The following is an 18378-nucleotide window of genomic DNA, read 5'->3' on the forward strand; positions in this document are numbered from 1 at the left end:
CGGGCTACGTGAGCACTTTCCGGGGCTATAGCCCCGGAAAGTGCTCACGTAGGGGGTTCGGGAGGTCGTGCACCCGGAGCTCGGTGTCGGGCCAGAGGCGGCGGGTGGTGAGCTTCTCGATCTCGAGCGTCGGGGCGAAGACGTCGAAGGTCGCCAGCCGGGCGGCAAACTCCGGCACCCGGCCGGCGTGGTCGCGGATCGCCCGCGCGACGACCGCCCAGAACTCCTCCTCGCCGAACCCGTAGTCGCTCGCCAGCACCCACGCCACCTCGGCCAGGTTCACGAAGCACAGGCAGTCGAGCAGGAACCCCGTGACCTGGGCGGGGTCGTCGGTCTCGAGGAAGGAGTTGGCGTTGGGGTGGTCGGCCGGCGGGGCCTCCAGCACCGGCGCCGGCGCGCGCAGCAGCGACCGCGAGAACCGCACCCCGTCGTGGAAGTCCTGGAGCGCCACCCGCGTCGGCAGGCCCCCGGCGTGCACGAGCAGCATGTTCTGCGCGTGCGACTCCAGCGCCACCCCGTGCACGACGAGCAGGTGCACCAGCGGCAGCACCGTCGCCGTGACCAGCCGCTCCACCCACCCCCGCGCGCCCTGCGCCCGGACCCACGGGTCGATCAGCGGCACGCCCTCGACCGAGCGCGACGCCAGCCCCGGGAACGGCACGGCCCGCTCGCCGGGGTGCAGGTACCCGTGCAGGCTCTCCCGCCAGATCGCGCCCAGCCCCGCGTCGACGGTCACGCCGAGGACCTCGCGCAGCACGATCACCCGGGCCTTGTCCGCCAGCACCGGGTCGCCGGCCACCAGACCCGCCAGCCAGTCCGAGATCGGGGCGGCGTTGCGGACGGTGTGCGGCGCGAGGCCCCGCGAGGTCGACGTGTTCGTGATGGCCAGCGGCAGCTTCACCGACGGGGCGGAGGGCCTGTCTACCCGCGCCAGCGTGCGGATCGAGGCCTGCGGTCGGTAGGTCCCCGGGTCGTCGCCCTGCACCCGCAACGCCCCCGACGCCAGGGCCTCGGCGTGGGCGGCGGCCACGTGGTGGTCCCACTGCCACGGGTGCACGGGGATCCCGACGCGCCCCGCCGGCGCGCGCCACACCGACGCCGGGTCGAGCCCCGCCGACGCCGACACCGCGACCAGCGACGGGTCGGCGTCGAGCAGCACCGGGCGCACCGTCGGCGCGAACTCGGGGGTGTAGGCGAGGAGGTCGTCGACCCCGAACCCGATCCGCGACTTGTACGCCGGGTGGTAGCGGTGCCCGTCCGCGACGAGCGCCTCGAGCACGGCGTGGCCCGCGTCCGGGTCGAGCGGGCCGGCCGGGCGCGCGCGCACCGCCAGCGCGTCGCCGAGCACGGTCGCGGCGAGCTCGCCGGCCAGGCGGGCCCGGCGCGCGGGGTCGGCGCGGACCGGCGCGTCGGCGAGGAACTCGGCGGGGGTGACGGGCCGCCCGTCGCGCGTCACCGGGGCCGTCAGCCGCACCCGCCCGAACGACGGCGTGCGCAGGAACCGCAGCGCGAACGGTCCGGCGGTCGTCCCGGGGCCACCGTCGCCGACGACCTCGACGGCGTCCTCGAGCACCAGAGACTCGACGAGCTGCGCGAGCACCCGGTCGCGCACCGGGCCCGCGGCCGCCAGCGCGTCGGCGACCTCGGCGGGCCTCACGGCACCGCCCGCAGCGGGTTCGGGACGCGCGTGGTGCCCGCTGGCATGCTCGTGCCCCGCGAGGGGCCGCGCTCGAGCAGCGGGCGCAGCACCGTGCGGTAGGGCCAGGTCTCCGCGTCGAGCAGCGTCGCCCGCAACGCCTGGCGGACCACCGGGCTGCGCGTCCGGTCGACGGCCCCCTCCACGGCGTGCCGGATCACCGACCACCACCGCGGCTCGGGCTCCCCGGTGGCGCGCACCAGGGCTTCGACCACTCCGCCCAGCCCGACCTCGACGGCGAGGGTGCAGAAGAAGCCGATCAGCTCCGCGGGGGTGTCCAGGCGCAGCGACTGCGTCCCGCGGGGCGCGAGGCGGTAGGCGGGGTCGGGGACCGAGAGCCAGCGCGGGTGGACGCGCACGGCGTCGTGGTCGCGCAGCACCAGTCGCTCCACCCGGCCGGAGCGCACCTCCACCAGGACGTTCTGCCCGTGCATCTCCGGCAGCACGCCGTGGCGCAGGAACCCGATCCCGGCCTCGACGACGGCCTCGACCACCGCGCCGAACACCGCCGCCGGGTCCCCGAGCCCGGACAGCGCCCCGTCCCAGGCCGGCGCCGCGAGCGCCGCGAGGGGCAGGCGCACAGCCCCATGGGGGCACGGGGGCAGGCGGCGCAGCGCCGCGGCGAGGTGCCCGGGCCGGTCGTGGAACTCGTCGCTGCCGTCGGGGGCGGCGAACCCCGACCACGCCGACTCGCCGGCGACCGCCACCCGCGCCGCGAGGGCGGGGTCGGCCGCGAGTACCCGGCGCAGCACCAGCTCGCCGCGCTGCCCGTGGTCGAGCGAGCGCGCCCCGAGCAGGCGCGCCGAGCCCAGCGTCGTCACCCCGAGCGGGAGCTTGAGGTGCCGGTCGCCGCCGAGGTCGAGGGTGCGCAGCGACGACGTCGCCGTGCCCGACCCGACCCCGCGGGCCAGCGGGACGACCCTGCCGTCGGCGAGCTCGCGCCCGAAGGCGACGGGGAGCACGCGCTCGCGGTCGAACGGGTGCACGGGCAGCGCCTCGTAGCCGTCCGGGGTCTCGGGTGCGCCGTCGGCGGCCACGGGGCCCGCGGTGCCGTGCCGCACGTGGTCGCGGCGCACGGCGACCCAGTCCAGCGCGACCTCCCGGCCCGGGCCCCAGCGGTCGAGCTCCGCGCGCGACCAGCCGGCCACCGCCCGCGCCGTCGGGTGGAAGGGGCGGCCCCGCACGGCCGCCAGCTCCTCACCGGAGCCGGCGGGAAGGGACAGTGCGTGCGCCACCGCCGTCCCCAGGTCCCGGGCCACGACGTCCCCGCAGGGCGCGTCGGGGGCGAGGACCTCGAGGACCGCGGCGGGGTCGGTCGTCTCGGACACCGGTTCGCCCGGCGCCCCGACCAGTACCGGCCCGTCGACGTAGCGCGAGGTCTGCAGCACCCCGCCCGCCCGGGCCCGCCAGGCGAGGCAGCGCCCGTCGGGCAGGAGCAGGCGCACCCACGTGCCCGGCCGGCCGTCCGGCCCCGACCCGGGGCGCACCCGCCCGGCGCCCGCGAGGTCCTCGGCGACGGCCGCGTCGAGCAGGTCGCGCAGGACGAGGACGCGCGGGTCGGTGCTCACCGGCGGCTCAGACCGGCGCGGCGACCCGGCGGGCGCGGGCCCGGTCGAGCCACGCGTCGTCCCACACGCGGTCGAGGTAGCGGTCACCGCGGTCGGGGAAGATCGCGACGATCCGGGCCGGCGGGGCGAGGTCGCGCACCAGGCGGCGCACCGCGGTGACGACGGCGCCGGTGGAGCCGCCCGCGAAGATCGCCTCGGTCGCGAGCAGCTCGCGGCACGCCTCGGCCGCCGTGGCGTCGTCGACGTGCTCGACGCGGTCGATCTCGGTGGGGGAGTGCAGCTCGGGGACGCGGCTGGACCCGAGCCCCGGCAGCTCCCGCCGCGCTGCCGTCTCCGCGCCCACCGGGCCGAAGATCACCGAGCCGACGGCGTCGGCGGCGACGACCTCGACCGGTCCGCTCTCGCGCAGCCGCCGGGCGCAGCCGAGCAGGCTGCCGGTGGTGGAGACGGCGCCGACGAGGTGGGTCGGGGCGACCATCGCCTCGGCGATCTCGGCGCCGGTGCCGTGGTAGTGGGCGAGCCAGTTGCGGTCGTTGGCGTACTGGTTGATCCACACGGTGTCGGGCGTGGTCGCGAGGATCTCGTGGACGCGGGCGAGGCGGGTGTGCAGGTAGCCGCCGGCCTCGTCCGGCTCGTCGACGGTGACGACGTCCGCCCCGAGCCCGCGCATGACCGCGACGGTGGCGGCGCTCGCGTGGGGGTCGACGACGCAGGTGAACGCGAGACCGTGCAGGCGCGCGGCCATCGCCACGGCGACCCCGAAGTTGCCCGAGCTCGACTCGACGAGGCGGCTGCCCGGCGGGATGGAGCCGTCCGCGAGCCCCGTGCTGACGATGTAGCGCGCTGAGCGGTCCTTCATGCTGCCGCCCGGGTTCATCAGCTCGAGCTTGGCGAGGACCGCCATGCCGGGCTGCGGGAACATCCGCCCGAGCCGGACCAGGGGCGTCGTGCCCACCGCGTCCAGCACCGTGTCGTACACGGGTCCACGACCGGGATCGAACCCGGGGGAGAGATCACCGGCGGGGCCCGGGCGGGGCCCACGGGCGAGGGTCACGCACACCTCCGTCGCGACGCGGCAGGACGGCGGCGACGATCCTTCCTGCGCCGACCGAGGCAACCCTAACCACGCGCGCGGCGATGCCGAACGGGTGACCGCACCCCGCCCGGGAGGGCCCCGATCAGCCGACGTTGTCCGGGTTGTCGGTGGCCTTGTGCGCGCCCCAGCCGTGCCACCGGTCGACCTCGATCCACGCGCTGACCCGTCCGCGGTCGCGGATCGGGTAGGGCTTGCCGGTGTAGTGCTGCGCGAGCCGGTCGATGTCCGCGAGCTCCGGGTCGTCCGCCCACTCGACGACGTGGCCCTGCATGCTGACGTGGGTGTACCAGTCGTCCTCGGCGAGGACGGTGATCGAGACCCGCGGGTCGTTCTTGAGGTACTCGACGCGCTTGCGCGCGTTGTCCATGTTCACCAGCACCCGGTTGTCCTCCCAGAGGTACCAGGTGGCCACCGACACCGGCTGGCCGTCGGGACGCAGGGACACGACCACGCTCGGGTTGGGACGGGCCAGGAGCTGCTGGGTCTCGTCGGGCAGCGGGGGGCGGGGCATGGGGAGTCCTTCCGGTGGGGTCGGCGGCGGGGTGCCCGCGTCAGGTCCCGGCACACTCCCGCGCGCGGCGCGAGCGCACCACGAGCAGGCGCGCGACGACCGCGGTGAGGCCGAGGGCGACGACGACCAGCCCGTACCCCTCCGCGACCGGCTGCAGACCGATCCGCACGGTGAGGATCCCGGCGACGACGGCCGGGAGGCTGAACGCGAGGTAGGCGATGGTGTACGCGACGGCCATGAGCTCGCCGCGGGTCTCCGGCGCCGCGATCCGCGCCAGCGTGCCGAAGCAGGCCAGCGACGCCGACCCGAACCCGAGCCCGGCGACGACCGTCCCCACCGCCGTGAGCAGCGGCGACGACAGCACCAGGCCGCCGAGCGTCACCAGGGTGCCCAGCGCGAGCAGCCCGCCGGCGGGCGCGAGCAGCGTCTCCGGCGGGCGGCGGAAGACCGTGATCGCGGTCAGCGCGCCGACCCCGCACAGCAGCGTCACGACGATCCCGCCGACGAGGTGGCTGCGCAGGCCCAGGATCTCGGCGGCCACCGACGGGCCCAGCGACAGGTAGAGCCCGCCGAGCGCCCAGCTCGCTGCGAGGGTCGGCGCGATGGCCAGCACGTCGGCGCGCAGGCCCTCGGGGATGCGGACCCGGGGTCGCAGCGACGCCCAGGCGCCGGCCCGGCGCGGCGCGGTCTCGGGCAGCAGGGCGAGCACGACGGCGACGACCGCGAACCCGGCCAGCAGCACGCCCCACACCAGCCGCGTCGGGGCCGGCGCGTACTCGACGAGCAGCCCGCAGCCCAGGGCGCCGAGCGCGAGCCCGACCAGCGGCGTCGTGGCGTTGGCGAGCCCGGCCCGGCGCGGGTGCAGGTCGACCAGCGTCGCGGCCATCGCCGTGATCGCCGCCCCGGTCGCGGCGCCCTGCACCGCCCGCGCCACGAGCAGCGTCGTCACCCCGTCGGCGACGAGGAACAGCACGACGGCCACCGTCTGAACCGCCAGCGCGACGGCCAGCACCGGCCGTCGTCCGACGTGGTCGGAGAGCCCGCCGACCACCAGCAGCGACGCCAGCAGGAACAGCACGTAGACGGCGAAGACCACCGTTAGCGTCGCGGCGGAGAAGCCCCACTGCGCCTGGTAGACGACGTAGAGCGGGGACGGGACGCTCGAGGCGGCCAGGAAGAGCACGACGACCCCGGCCACCGCGGCGAAGAGCCGGCCGCGGCGGGCGGGGTCGAGGGCGTCGGCAGGGGCCGCTGCGGGGGCGCTCACTCCCGGTGGCAACGCCCGCGGCGCCGAATCTATGTCCGCGCGTACCGGGAGAGGTACCGCTCCCGCGTGCGCGGGTGGAGGTTCGCGAGCGTCACGTCGCCGTCGTAGTGCGCGAGGACCTTCGGGTCCATGATCCGCCGCCACACCGGCGGGAACAGGGCCACGACGATCATCGAGCCGTAGCCGCTGGGCAGCTGCGGGGACTCCTCGAAGTGGCGCAGCGTCTGGTAGCGGCGCAGCGGGTTGGCGTGGTGGTCGGAGTGGCGCTGCAGCTGGTAGAGCAGCAGGTTCGACACGGTGTGGTCGGCGTTCCAGCTGTGGCGCGGGTCGGTGCGCTCGTAGCGCCCGTCGGCGCGCTTGCCGCGCTTGAGGCCGTAGTGCTCCAGGTAGTTGACGACCTCGAGCAGCGTGAACCCGACCACCGCCTGCAGCACCAGCCACGGCAGCACCGCCCAGCCGAAGACGGCGACCAGGGCGACGAACAGGACGACGGTCATCGCCCAGGCCACCGCGATCTCGTGGTCGAGCAGGCTGTGGCGGCCCTTGGCGCGCCGCTTGCGCTCCAGGTGCCAGGAGGAGCGCAGGCTGCCCCACACCGTGCGCGGCAGGAAGGCCCAGAAGCTCTCGCCCAGCCGCGAGCTCGCCGGGTCCTCCGGGGTCGCGACGCGGACGTGGTGGCCACGGTTGTGCTCGACGTAGAAGTGCCCGTACGCGGAGCTGGCCAGCGCGATCTTCGACAGCCAGCGCTCGACGTCCTCGCGCTTGTGCCCCAGCTCGTGGGCGGTGTTGATGGCGACGCCGCTGACCACGCCCATCGTCAGCGCGAGGCCGAGCTGCGCGTGCCACGGCAGACCCCAGGTGGCCCACACCCAGCAGCTGAACACCAGGCTCGCGTACTGGATCGGCAGGAACAGGTAGGTGACCCAGCGGTAGTAGCGGTCGGCCTCGAGCCGCTCGCGCTCGTCCTCCGGCGGGTTGTCGTCGGTCGCGCCGAACACCATGTCGAGCGTCGGCAGGATGACGAACAGGATCATCGGCCCGAGCCACCAGAAGACGGGGCTGCCGGTCAGCGCGACCAGGCCGGCGCCGGCGAACGGCATCGCCGGCATCAGCGTGGCCAGCGGCCAGAGGTAGCGCTTGCGGTCCCGCCACGGGCGCGGCGGGACGCTCTCGGTCCGGTCCCCGGTGGTCACTTCGGTGGTGCTCATGGGCCTGTCTCCCTCGACGCGACGGCTCGCGACACAGTCTGCGCTGTGACGCTCGCTGAGACAAGACCCGATTTTTGTCTCAGTTCGGCGGTCGGACGAGGGCCAGGAGGAGGCGGGACACGCGCTGGCCGACGTCGACCGGGTCGAGGGCCGGCGCGACGACGTGCGAGATGACGAGGCGGACGACGGCGTCGACGGCCTCCTCGATCCGGGTCGGCAGGAGGTCGGGGCGGCGCTGCTCCAGCCAGGTGGCGAGCAGGGCGCGCGCGGACTCGCGGATCGACTCGGAGCGCGAGGTCAGGAACGGCAGCAGGCCGGCGTCGCCCGAGCGGCTGCCGGTGAGGACGGCGCGCAGCAGGGGGTTGCGCGCGGCCTCCTCGAGGGTCAGGCGCGTGGCGGCGGCGACCGCCTCGCCGACGTCGTCGTGCTCGCCCAGGGCCTCGGTGATGGCGGCGAAGAAGCGCTCGGCCTCGCGGTTCATGAGCGCCTCGCCGAGCCCGTCCTTGTTCCCGAACTCCCGGTAGAGGGTGGGGCGCGAGACGCCGGAATCGACGGCGACCTCACCCACGCGCACCCGCTCCCAGCCGCGCTCGACCGTGTGCTGGTACGCGGTCGTGAGGACCCGCTCGCGCACCTGGCGCCGGAACTCCAGGCGCAACGACTCCCCGGTCATGCGATCAGTGTCACGCACCGCAACCGGGCAGGTGCGTGGAGCACGAGGCCGACACCCGGTCGGGCCTGCGCGTTGACCTGTAGGGCGCAACCGATCCGCCCGGGCGCGCGCCTCGCCTTCGGGTCAACCGTTACCGCCGTCCGGCCCGCAGGCGCTGGGCCGAAGCGAGTCACTTCCTCAGCAAGGGCGACCGGCGGGTAACAACGGTCGGCACGCACCGATGACCGCGCAAACCACACGGGTGCGACTCGGGGGTCCACCATCCGGCCGAAGGGGTCCGCGCATGCTCGTCCGTCCCGGTCGTCCGCTCCCGAGCGTGATCGTCGGCGCCCTCGTCACCGGGGCCCTGGCCCTCGGGGCGGGGGCGGCGTCGGCGGAACCTGAGACGTGCAAGGTCGGCGACGACAGCTACGAGGTGGCCGAGCCGTTCACACGTGGCAAGGACGGGACCTGTCGCAATCGGTTGGGATTGCTGGCAGTCCTCGCTGACGTCAGTGGGGCCCTCCAGAAGGTGGTCGTGGTGCCGCCGACCACCACGACGAGCGCGCCACCGACCTCGACAACGACGTCTCGCCCGACGGCCACCTCGACGCCCACTGCACCCCAGGTGACGAGGCGGGACCAGACGGCTCAGCAGGCGTCGCAGCAGCACGCTCAGCAGGAGGCCGCGGCGCACGACGCGGCTGGGGCGGCCCAGCGCGCCGCGCAGGAGCAGGCTGCCCGCAACGCGAACCTCGTCGCACCGGGAGCGGGCAGCGGTGCCGGGCTCCTGGCCGGGGTGCCGGCGCTGAACTTCGGAGCACCGAACCTCGCGCTCCTCGCCCCGGCGGGCAGCCCGCTGCGCGTGATGGCTGCCGAGGGCGACGGTGCCCGCGTCACCACCACCAGCGACGTCCAGGCCATGGCCGTGGACTCGGTGCCCGGCGGGCTGGGGACGCCGGCGGTGGTGGGCACGCTGATCCTCTCGGCGCTGGCCGCCTTCGCCCTGCGTCACCGGGTGCTCCACCGCGCCCGGCGGAACGCCGAGGCGGACACCGTCGAGACGCCGGTGCGGGCCTCCGCTTCCTGAGAAAGATCAGCCCGCCCGTGCGGTCGTCGCGGAGATCAGGTTCGACCGTACGGACGAGCTGATCTCCCTCGCCGGCCCGATGATCGCGACCTCGGTGACGAACCCCCGCACTTCTGCGGGCGTTCGTCACCGAACTCGTGATCACGAGGCGCCGGGGCCGGTCAGCGCGCCGCGTCGGTCCCGGCGATCGCGACGGGGAGGTGCTTGATCCCGTTGACGAAGATGCTGCGCAGGCGATCGGGCTCGCCGACGACGCGCAGGTCGGGCATCCCGGCGAAGAGCTCGCGGAAGGCCACGGCGATCTCGCGGCGGGCGAGGTGGGCGCCGAGGCAGAAGTGCGGGCCGTGGGCGCCGAAGCCCTGGTGGGGGTTGGGGGAGCGGCGCAGGTCGAGCCGGTCCGGGTCGGTGAACACGGTCCCGTCGCGGTTGGCCGCCCCGTACACGAGCAGCAGCTTCTCGCCGGCCGCGACCTCGACGTCGCCGACGGTCGTGTCCTCGACCGCGGTGCGGCGCATCCAGTTGATGGGGGAGGCCCAGCGCACGACCTCGTCGACGGCGGTCGGGGTGACGCCCTCGACGTCGCCCGACCACGCCTCCCACTGGGCCGGGTCGAGGTGCATGCCCCAGACCCCGTGGGTGATCGCGTTGCGGGTGGTCTCGTTGCCGGCGACGCAGAGCAGGATGAAGAAGGACGCGATCTCCTGGTGCGTGAGCCGCTCGCCGTCGACCGTGCCGTGCACGAGCGCGGAGGTGACGTCGTCGGTCGGCTCGGCCTCGCGGGCCGCGGCCAGCTCGGTCATCAGGCCCGAGAGCCCGGCGCCCGCGGCGAGGTAGTCCCCGAGCGGGTTGTCCGAGGTGACGTACTCGGGGTCGTCGCCGGCCAGGATGACGTTGGAGTGCGCGAAGACCTCCTCGCGCCGCGACTCCGGCACGCCCATCATGTCGCAGATGATCAGCAGCGGGATGCGCGCGGAGACGTCGGTGACGAGGTCGAACGACCCGTCACCGGCGAGCGCCTTCTCACGCGCCGTGGCGATCACCTCGCGGGACACCCGGGTCACGTCGTCGAGCAGCGCCTCGGTCCGCCGCGGCGTGAACGCCTGCGCGGCGATTCGGCGAATCTTCGTGTGCCGCGGGGCGTCCATGCTGATCAGCGAGCCGAAGAACTCGTGCGCCTCGGCGGGCAGGTCGAGGATCGACACCGCGCCGCGGCCCGAGCAGAAGAGGGCCGGGTGCTTGCTGACGTACTCGACGTCGGCGTGGCGGGTGACCGCGCGGAACCCCGGCCCCCTCTCGAAGCCGGGGAACTCGGGCTCGGCGAACCACGGCAGGCCGGCGTCGGCGCGCAGGCCGGCGAACGCCTCGAACCGCTGCGCCCAGGGCGCCGCCCAGAACTCCCGGTCACCGAGATCCACCGCGAAGGCCGTCATCGTTGGCAGGCTGCCAGCAAGCGCTCCGACACGCCAGGCGGTGGTGGACGTGACCCCCGTGACCCCGGCGCGCGAGTTGTGCCCGGTGGCCTCCGGCGAGAGGATCGCCGCCGTGGTGCGGGTCGATCTCGAAGGTTTCTGGCCGAGTCGTCGTGTCGACGCGTTCGACGAGCGGTGTCGTTGAGGGGCAGCACCCCGACCGACGACGAGCGCGGCGAGCGCGACGAGCACATCCCCCGAACCACCCCACGATGGAGTGATCACCCCATGACGGACGCGAACGCCGGCTGGTCGTTCGAGACCCAGCAGATCCACGCGGGCGCGAGCCCCGACCCGACGACGAACGCCCGGGCGACGCCGATCTACCAGACGACGTCGTACACGTTCCGCGACACCCAGCACGGCGCCGACCTGTTCAGCCTCGCCGAGCCGGGCAACATCTACACGCGGATCATGAACCCGACCAACGACGTCCTCGAGCAGCGCGTCGCGGCGCTCGAGGGCGGGGTCGCGGCTCTCGCGTTCGCGTCGGGCAGCGCGGCCACGACGGCGGCGATCCTGACGATCGCCGAGGCGGGCGACCACTTCGTCTCGAGCCCCAGCCTGTACGGCGGCACCTACAACCTCTTCCACTACACGCTGCCCAAGATGGGCATCGAGGTCACGTTCATCGACGACCAGGACGACCTCGGGCAGTGGCGCGACGCCGTCCGGCCGAACACCAAGTTCTTCTTCGCCGAGACGCTGCCCAACCCGGCGAACAACGTGCTCGACATCCGGGCCGTGGCCGACGCCGCCCACGAGGCGGGCGTCCCGCTGATGGTGGACAACACGGTGCCCACGCCGTTCCTCGTGCGCCCGATCGAGCACGGCGCGGACATCGTCATCCACTCGGCCACCAAGTTCCTCGGCGGGCACGGGACGAGCATCGCCGGCCTGGTCGTCGACGGCGGCACGTTCTCGTTCGGCGACGACCCGCAGCGCTTCCCCGGCTTCAACGAGCCGGACCCGAGCTACCACGGCCTGAAGTTCTGGGAGGCCCTCGGGCCGGGCGCGTTCGCCGCGAAGATGCGGGTCCAGCACCTGCGCGACACCGGGGCGGCGCTGAGCCCGTTCAACGCCTTCCTCATCCTGCAGGGCATCGAGACGCTGTCGCTGCGCCTGGAGCGCCACGTCGACAACGCGCAGCGCGTCGCCGAGTGGCTCGAGGGCCGCGACGAGGTCGAGAAGGTCTACTACGCCGGTCTGGCGTCCAGCCCGTGGCACGCGGCGCAGCAGCGCTACATGCCTCGCGGCGCGGGCAGCATCGTCGCGTTCGACCTGCGCGGCGGCGTCGAGGCCGGCCGGGCGTTCGTCGACGGCACGAGCCTGCATTCGAACCTCGCCAACATCGGCGACGTGCGCAGCCTCATCGTGCACCCGGCGTCGACGACGCACAGCCAGCTCTCGGAGCCCGAGCAGCGCTCCAGCGGGGTGACGCCGGGCCTGGTGCGCCTGTCGGTCGGGATCGAGAACGTCGAGGACGTCCTGGCCGACCTCGAGGCGGGCTTCACCGCGGCCAAGTCGGCCCAGTGAGGGCCCTGGCTGCGTGACCGACTCACTGCAGACCGTCCCGGTGCTCCCTCCCGCCACCGGCGCGTGGCGGGAGGGGGACCCGGTCGGTGACCGCCGCTTCGTCGAGCTCGGCGCGGTCACCCTCGAGGGCGGCGAGACGCTGCCCGACGTCCGTGTCGCCTACGAGACGTGGGGACGATTCGACGGCACGAACGCCGTCCTGGTCCTGCACGCGCTGACCGGTGACAGCCACGTCACCGGCGAGGCGGGCCTCGGACACCCGACGCCGGGCTGGTGGACGGCGCTGGTCGGGCCCGGCAAGGCCATCGACACCGACCGCTGGTTCGTCGTCGCGCCCAACGTCCTCGGCGGCTGCCAGGGCACGACCGGCCCGGCCACGCCGGCGTCCGACGGCCGGGCGTGGGGCTCGCGGTTCCCGCGGACGACGGTGCGCGACCAGGTGGCGGTGGAGGCGCGGTTCGCCGACGCGCTGGGCATCGGCAGCTGGGCCGCGGTGCTCGGCGGCTCGATGGGCGGCATGCGCGCGCTCGAGTGGGCCGCCACGTTCCCGGCGCGGGTGGAGCGCCTGCTGCTGCTGTGCTCGCCCGCCGCGGCGTCGGCCGACCAGATCGCGTGGGCCTCCCCGCAGCTCGCCGCGATCCGCGAGGACCCCGCCTGGAACGGCGGCGACTACCACGACCGGGAGCGCGGGCAGGGCCCGCACGTCGGGCTGGGCGTCGCGCGCCGGATCGCGCACAACACCTACCGGACCGCCGAGGAGTACGACACGCGCTTCGCGCGCCGGCCGCAGCCGGGCGAGGACCCGGGCACCGACGGGCGCTTCGCGGTCGAGAGCTACCTCGACCACCACGCCGAGAAGCTCGTGCACCGCTTCGACGCCGGCAGCTACGTCGAGCTCACGCGGGCGATGAACGGCCACGACGTCGCCCGCGGCCGCGGGTCGCTGGCCGAGGCGCTGGACGCGGTGACGGCGCGGACGGTCGTCGCGGGCTCGGTGTCCGACCGGCTCTACCCCCTGCACCAGCAGGAGGAGCTCGCCGCCCTGATCCCCGGGGCGGGCGAGGTGCGGCGCATCGAGTCGCCGTTCGGGCACGACGCGTTCCTCATCGAGGCGCGCCGGCTGACCCAGATCCTCGAGGAGCTCTTCGCGCTGTGAGCTACAGCCGGGCGGGCTCGCCGACGACCTCGTGCAGCAGCGCGTGCACGGTCTCGTCGGCCAGCCGGTAGCGCACCACGCGCCCGGCCCGGCGGGTGGCGACCAGGCCCTGCGCGCGCAGCAGGCGCAGCGCCTGGGACGTCGTGGTGTCCTTGAGGCCCGCGGCGACCGCGAGGTCGGACACGCAGATCTCGCCGGCGGCGTGGATGCAGAGCAGCAGCGTCAGGCGCGTGGGGTCGGCGAGCAGGGCGAAGCGGGTGACCCAGGCGTGCATCACGGCGTCGTCGGGCAGGGCGGCGATGGCGTCGCACACCCGGTGGTCCTCGTCCAGCGCGCGGTGCCGCTGCGCGAGGCGGGCGGCGTCGTCCGGCGCGCCGTCCGGGGGCTCGGTGAGGTGCACCGGGCCATCGTGTCATCCTCGCCGTCCTCCGGCGCGGCCCGCCGGGCGCCGGTCGGGGGAGACACGGGGCGGAGCAGGAGGAATCCAGGGTGACCGGACCGGCCGGACTGGCGACGCGCAGCGTCACCCCCGACCTCGCGCGGGGGCTGCTGCTCGCGCTCATCGCGGTGGCCAACGCGCACCTCTACCTCGTCGCCCGCCCCATCGGCTACCGCGGCTACCCGGCGGAGCTCCCGGGGGCGGACCGCGTCCTCGCCGTCGTGCAGATGGTGCTCGTCGACGGGCGCGTCTACCCGCTGTTCGCCGCGCTCGTCGGCTACGGCCTGGCGCGACTGGCCGAGCGCGCGCCCGAGCGGGTGCTGCGCCGCCGGGGGCTGGTGCTGCTCGGGGTGGGGGCGCTGCACGGCGTCCTGCTCTTCCCCGGCGACATCATCGGCGCCTACGGACTGCTGGCGCTGCTGTGCGCGCCGATGGTGGCCTCGTCGGTGGGCAGCCGCGGGGAGTCGGCCACGGCGTCCCGGGCGCTCCTCGTGACGGCCGGGGGGATCGCGGCGATCGCGGTGCTGCTCTCCACCGGGCAGGGCACCCCGCAGGGGGTGCCGACGGTGCCCTCGATCGCGGCGCCCACGGTCGCCGCCTTCCTCGGCGAGCACCCGTCGGCGTGGCTGGTGACGACGCTGTTCTCGGCGCTGCTCACCGCACCCGCGGTGCTGGTGGGCGTGGTGATCGCGCAGTCCGGGACGCTCGACGACCCCGTCGTGCACCGGCGTCGGCTCGCGGTGTGGGCGGTGGGCGGGCTCGGGGCGGGCGTGCTGCTCGGGCTGCCGCTGGCCCTGGCCGTCGCGGGGACGTGGGCGCCGACGGGGGCGACCGGGGCGCTGGCCGGCGCGGCCCACGCCGCCGGGGGCTACGCGGGTGCGCTCGGGCTGCTGGGCGTCATGGGCCTGCTCGGCAGCGTGTCCTGGCCGGGGCGCGACCTCGTCGCGGCCGCCGGGACGTGGTCGATGACGCTGTACCTCTCCCAGTCGGTGGTGTTCGTCGCCGTGTTCGCGACGATCGCCGGCGGGCTGGGGTCCTCGGCGTCGCTGGTGACGGCGACCCTGGTGGGGCTCGCGACGTGGCTCGCGGGCGTGCTCGTCGCGGGCCCGCTCGCCCGCGCCGGGCACCGCGGCCCGGCCGAGATCGTCGTCCGACGTCTGACCTATCCGCGAAGCGCGCCTGACTAGGCCGTCGGGGTGATGGACCCAGGTCCCTTCTCGTCACGCCGCGTGCTGCCTAGCGTCGGCGCCGGGCTGATCGACAGCCGGCGCGGGGCTGCGGGAGGGCGAGCATGACGGTGTCACCGGAGCGAGCGCGGTCCGAGCGGCGGGGGCTCCTCGCCCGCCACCCGGTCGTCGCGTTCTTCGTCATGGCCTACGCGTTCTCGTGGATCGTGTGGTCGCCGTGGGTGCTCGGCCAGGACGGGGCGGGGCTCCTCCCGGTGCGGATCGATCCCGCACTGGTCGGCTATCTGAACGCGGCGGCGATCCTCGCCGGCCCGACCGTGGCCGGGCTCGTGATGGCGCGGGTGACCGGCGGCCCGGGCGCCGTCCGCGCTCTCCTCGCGCGCCTCGTGCTCTGGCGGGTCGGGCTGCGCTGGTACGTCGTGGCGCTCGTCGGCGTGCCGCTGATCATGCTCGTGGGCACCATGGTCTACGCGGGCACGACGCCCGCGTTCGGCGCGCTCGGCGGTCCGTCCTACCTCCTGTCCTACGTGGTGACGTTCCTGCTCGTGACGGTGCTCGGCGGGCCGCTGTTCGAGGAGATCGGCTGGCGCGGCTTCGCCCTGCCGCGCATGCAGCGCTCGCTCGGGCCGCTCGGCGCCTCGCTGCTGCTCGGCGTGCTGTGGGCGCTCTGGCACCTGCCCGAGTTCATGGTGCCGTCCTGGGCGGCGTCGTCGGGCGGCGGCGGGCCGGCGGGCATCGTGCTGTTCACCCTCACCGCGATCACCTTCACCGTCGTGATCACCTGGGTCTTCAACAACACGCGCGCCAGCCTGCTGCTCGCGGTCCTCGTGCACTCCTCGATCGACACGTTCACCGGCACCCTGGGGGCGATCTTCCCGCCCGAGGCCGTGGCCAGCGCGTTCCCGTACATGATCGGCTTCGGGGTCGTCGCGCTCGTGCTGGTCGTCGTGACCCGTGGCCGGCTCGGCCGGCAGCGTCTCGAGGAGGAGTCCCCCGACGCCGTGTGATCGGCCCGGCCCCGCCCGTCACGGCCTCTGGCACGGTCTCGACCCGGCCCCCGCGGCGTGCCACCGTGATCAGGTGGACCCCGGGGGGCGACGGGCGAGCGCGACGACGCGCACCCTGCGCCTCGCCCTCGTCGCGCTCGTCGGCGCGGTCGCGCTCTGCGCGGCGATCGAGATGGTGCTGCTCGTCGGCAGCCCGGAGGCTCCGTACGCCCTGCTCGTGCTGCTCCCGCTCACCGGCGTCGTGTACGCCGGGGTCGGGGCCGTGGCCTGGGCGCGCCGCCCGAGCAACCGCACCGGCGCGATCCTCGTCGGCGGCGGCCTGGCGTGGCTCGCGGCGGGGCTGGTCAACACCCTCGTCCCGCCCCTGATCGCCGTCGGCCAGATCACCGCCTGGATCCCGGTCGCGGTGGTGCTGCACGCGCTGCTCGCGTTCCCGTCCGGGCGGCTCGGCACCCCGGTCCCGCGCGCGCTGGCCGCGACCGGCTACGCCGTGGCCGTCCTGCCGCAGCCGGCCCGCTACGCGTGGCGACCCCTGTCCCCGCCCTACGACCCGCTGTTCGTCGCCGACCGGCCGGCCCTCGCGACGGCGGCGACGCTGGCCCAGACGGTCGCGGCGACCGTCCTGCTCGGCGCGGCGGCCCTGCTGCTCGTGCGGCGTCTGGTCGTCGCCGACCGCGACCGGCGCCGGGCCCTGCTGCCCGTGTACGCCTACGGCGCGGTGGCGGTGCTGAGCATCTCGGTGCTCAGCGCGCTGACCCGCTACGCCGGCGCCGACCCGCTGCTCGCCCCGGTGCTGCAGCTCCTCGCGCAGGCCGGGGTGCCGGTGGCGATCGCGGCGGCGATGCTGCGCGGCGGGTTCGCGCGCACCGGGGAGCTCCAGGAGCTCGCGGCCTGGCTCGCCCGCCCCGGGCGTGAGGGCGACCTGCGCGGGGCGCTGGCCCGCGCGCTCGGCGACCCGTCCCTGCGGCTCGCGTTCCCGGTGGAGCGCCCCGAGGGGGCTGCCGGGGCGTGGGTCCCCGGGGAGTGGGCCGCCGGGGAGTGGGTCGACGAGGCCGGCGCCCCGGTGGCGCTCCCGCCGCCGGGCGACGACCGGGTCGCCGTCCCCGTCGTGCTGGGGGAGCGGGCGGTCGCCGTCGTCATCCACGACCGCGCGCTGCACCCCGACCCCGAACCGGTCCGAGCGGCCGGGAGCATCGTCGCCCTCGCCGCCGACCGGGAGCGGCTGACGGCGGCGCTGCTCGCGAGTCGGGAGGACCTGCGGGCGTCCCGGGCGCGCCTCGTCGCCTCCGGCGACCGCGAGCGCCGCCGGCTCGCCCGGGACCTGCACGACCGCCTGCAGAGCCGGCTGGTGCTGCTGGCCGTCGCCGCGTCGGACGCCTCGGTGGCCGAGGAGGGCTCGCTCGCGGCGGTGCGGCGGGGGATCGAGGACGCCGTCACCGAGCTGCGCGACCTCGTCCACGGCGTGCTGCCCGCGCTGCTCATCGAGCAGGGCCTGGTCGCCGCCGTCGAGGAGCTCGCCGAGCGCAGCCCGCTGCCGTTGGTGCTCACCGCCGAGGCGGGCGCCGACGACGACCTCCTCCCGGCCGTCGAGAGCACCGCGTACCACGTGGTCGTCGAGGCGGTCACCAACGCGGCCAAGCACGCCGGCGCGACCAAGATCGCCGTCGACGTCGCCCGGGTCGCCGGCCGGCTGCGGGTGGAGGTCACCGACGACGGCGTCGGGGGCGCGCGGGTCGGGGCGGGCGCCGGCCTGCGGGGCGTCGCCGACCGTGCGGGCGCGGTCGGTGGCGGCATCGTCCTCGACAGTGCCCCGGGCCGGGGCACCCGCCTGGTGCTGGAGGTGCCGTGCGGGTCGTGATCGGCGAGGACGAGGCGCTGCTGCGCGAAGGGCTCGTCCTGGTGCTGGAACGGCCCGGGATCGAGGTCGTGGGCAGCGCCGCCGACGCCGACGAGGTGGTCGAGCTGACCCGGCAGCGCCGCCCCGACGTGCTCGTCACCGACATCCGGATGCCGCCGACGCACACCGACGACGGCCTGCGCGCCGCGGTGCGGGTCCGTGCCGAGGTGCCGGGCACCGCCGTCGTCGTCCTGTCCCAGCACGTCGCCCGGCGGTACGCGCGCGAGCTGCTCGGGGACTCCGCGGCGGGCGTGGGCTACCTGCTGAAGTACCGCATCGCCGACGGCGCCGGGTTCTGCGACGACCTCCGCCGCGTCGCCGCGGGCGGGACGGCCCTCGACCCCGAGGTCGCGGCGGCGATGATGTCGCGCCGCGAGGATGCCGTCGCCGGTCTCGGGCCCCGTCGCCGGCAGGTCCTCGCCCTCATCGCCGAGGGCCGCACGAACAGCGGGATCGCCCGCCGGCTGGGGATCACCGAGAAGGCCGTGGTGGCCCACTCGTCGGGGATCTACGACGCGCTCGGCCTGGCGGTGACCGACGACGACCACCGTCGCGTCCTCGCCGTCGTCCGCTACCTCACCGATCGCGCACGGTGAGCC

Annotated in this window: 17 protein-coding genes; 8 read left to right on the plus strand and 9 right to left on the minus strand. The window is 75.3% G+C overall.

Annotated features, from left to right (window positions below):
* Window positions 1–25 precede the first annotated feature (25 nt).
* The 7 genes from ACYX4T_RS01490 to ACYX4T_RS01520 form a co-directional block, all read right to left on the minus strand.
* Window positions 26–1657, minus strand: coding sequence for an IucA/IucC family protein (locus tag ACYX4T_RS01490; RefSeq protein ID WP_476012812.1), 1632 nt, complete (start codon window positions 1655–1657; stop codon window positions 26–28).
* Window positions 1654–3264, minus strand: coding sequence for an IucA/IucC family protein (locus ACYX4T_RS01495; RefSeq protein ID WP_476012813.1), 1611 nt, complete (start codon window positions 3262–3264; stop codon window positions 1654–1656). The genes ACYX4T_RS01490 and ACYX4T_RS01495 overlap by 4 nt, the downstream gene beginning before the upstream one ends.
* 7 nt (window positions 3265–3271) lie before the next feature.
* Window positions 3272–4243, minus strand: coding sequence for a 2,3-diaminopropionate biosynthesis protein SbnA (sbnA, locus tag ACYX4T_RS01500; RefSeq protein ID WP_476012814.1), 972 nt, complete (start codon window positions 4241–4243; stop codon window positions 3272–3274).
* Between the two features lie 199 nt (window positions 4244–4442).
* On the minus strand, window positions 4443–4871 hold the full coding sequence (locus ACYX4T_RS01505; RefSeq protein ID WP_476012815.1) for a TIGR03618 family F420-dependent PPOX class oxidoreductase: 429 nt from the start codon (window positions 4869–4871) through the stop codon (window positions 4443–4445).
* Between the two features lie 40 nt (window positions 4872–4911).
* Complete coding sequence (locus tag ACYX4T_RS01510) at window positions 4912–6138, minus strand: MFS transporter (RefSeq protein WP_476012816.1); 1227 nt, start codon at window positions 6136–6138, stop codon at window positions 4912–4914.
* Window positions 6139–6167: 29 nt separating this feature from the next.
* On the minus strand, window positions 6168–7346 hold the full coding sequence (locus ACYX4T_RS01515; RefSeq protein ID WP_476012817.1) for an alkane 1-monooxygenase: 1179 nt from the start codon (window positions 7344–7346) through the stop codon (window positions 6168–6170).
* A gap of 79 nt (window positions 7347–7425) precedes the next feature.
* A complete protein-coding gene (locus ACYX4T_RS01520; RefSeq protein ID WP_476012818.1) occupies window positions 7426–8019 on the minus strand; it encodes a TetR/AcrR family transcriptional regulator in 594 nt (197 codons plus the stop codon).
* Between the two features lie 607 nt (window positions 8020–8626).
* Between ACYX4T_RS01520 and ACYX4T_RS01525 the strand changes: the two genes are divergently transcribed.
* Entirely contained in the window at window positions 8627–9088 is a 462-nt protein-coding gene (locus ACYX4T_RS01525; protein WP_476012819.1) for a hypothetical protein, read from the plus strand.
* Window positions 9089–9249: 161 nt separating this feature from the next.
* On the opposite strand, the gene ACYX4T_RS01530 is transcribed toward ACYX4T_RS01525, so the two are convergent.
* A complete protein-coding gene (locus ACYX4T_RS01530) occupies window positions 9250–10518 on the minus strand; it encodes a cytochrome P450 (protein WP_476012820.1) in 1269 nt (422 codons plus the stop codon).
* 49 nt (window positions 10519–10567) lie between these two features.
* Here ACYX4T_RS01530 and ACYX4T_RS01535 point away from each other — a divergent pair, with 49 nt between their 5' ends.
* The 3 genes from ACYX4T_RS01535 to metX all read left to right on the plus strand — a co-directional run bounded on the left by ACYX4T_RS01535 (window position 10568) and on the right by metX (window position 13249).
* Window positions 10568–10702 (plus strand): hypothetical protein, encoded by a 135-nt coding sequence (locus ACYX4T_RS01535; RefSeq protein WP_345381064.1) that lies wholly within the window; start codon window positions 10568–10570, stop codon window positions 10700–10702.
* Between the two features lie 83 nt (window positions 10703–10785).
* Window positions 10786–12093, plus strand: coding sequence for a bifunctional o-acetylhomoserine/o-acetylserine sulfhydrylase (locus ACYX4T_RS01540; protein ID WP_476012821.1), 1308 nt, complete (start codon window positions 10786–10788; stop codon window positions 12091–12093).
* A 13-nt stretch (window positions 12094–12106) separates the two neighbouring features.
* Window positions 12107–13249 carry a homoserine O-acetyltransferase MetX gene (metX, locus tag ACYX4T_RS01545; RefSeq protein ID WP_476012822.1) on the plus strand — a complete coding sequence of 381 codons (1143 nt, stop codon included), beginning with the start codon at window positions 12107–12109 and terminating at the stop codon, window positions 13247–13249.
* 1 nt (window position 13250) lies between these two features.
* Here metX and ACYX4T_RS01550 read toward each other — a convergent pair whose 3' ends face one another.
* Window positions 13251–13649: an ArsR/SmtB family transcription factor gene (locus ACYX4T_RS01550; RefSeq protein WP_476012823.1), complete on the minus strand. Its 399-nt coding sequence runs from the start codon at window positions 13647–13649 to the stop codon at window positions 13251–13253.
* Between the two features lie 89 nt (window positions 13650–13738).
* On the opposite strand from ACYX4T_RS01550, the gene ACYX4T_RS01555 reads away from it, so the two are divergent.
* From ACYX4T_RS01555 to ACYX4T_RS01570, 4 genes are all read left to right on the plus strand, one after another.
* On the plus strand, window positions 13739–14875 hold the full coding sequence (locus ACYX4T_RS01555) for a DUF418 domain-containing protein (RefSeq protein ID WP_476012824.1): 1137 nt from the start codon (window positions 13739–13741) through the stop codon (window positions 14873–14875).
* Between the two features lie 104 nt (window positions 14876–14979).
* Window positions 14980–15882, plus strand: a complete 903-nt coding sequence (locus ACYX4T_RS01560) for a CPBP family glutamic-type intramembrane protease (protein WP_476012825.1) — start codon at window positions 14980–14982, stop codon at window positions 15880–15882.
* Between the two features lie 73 nt (window positions 15883–15955).
* A complete protein-coding gene (locus tag ACYX4T_RS01565) occupies window positions 15956–17740 on the plus strand; it encodes an ATP-binding protein (RefSeq protein WP_476012826.1) in 1785 nt (594 codons plus the stop codon).
* Entirely contained in the window at window positions 17728–18375 is a 648-nt protein-coding gene (locus ACYX4T_RS01570; RefSeq protein ID WP_476012827.1) for a response regulator, read from the plus strand. Before ACYX4T_RS01565 ends, ACYX4T_RS01570 begins: the two co-directional genes overlap by 13 nt.
* Window positions 18376–18378: the final 3 nt, after the last annotated feature.

The sequence above is a fragment of the Actinomycetospora sp. ABD4_176 genome, assembly GCF_056311855.1.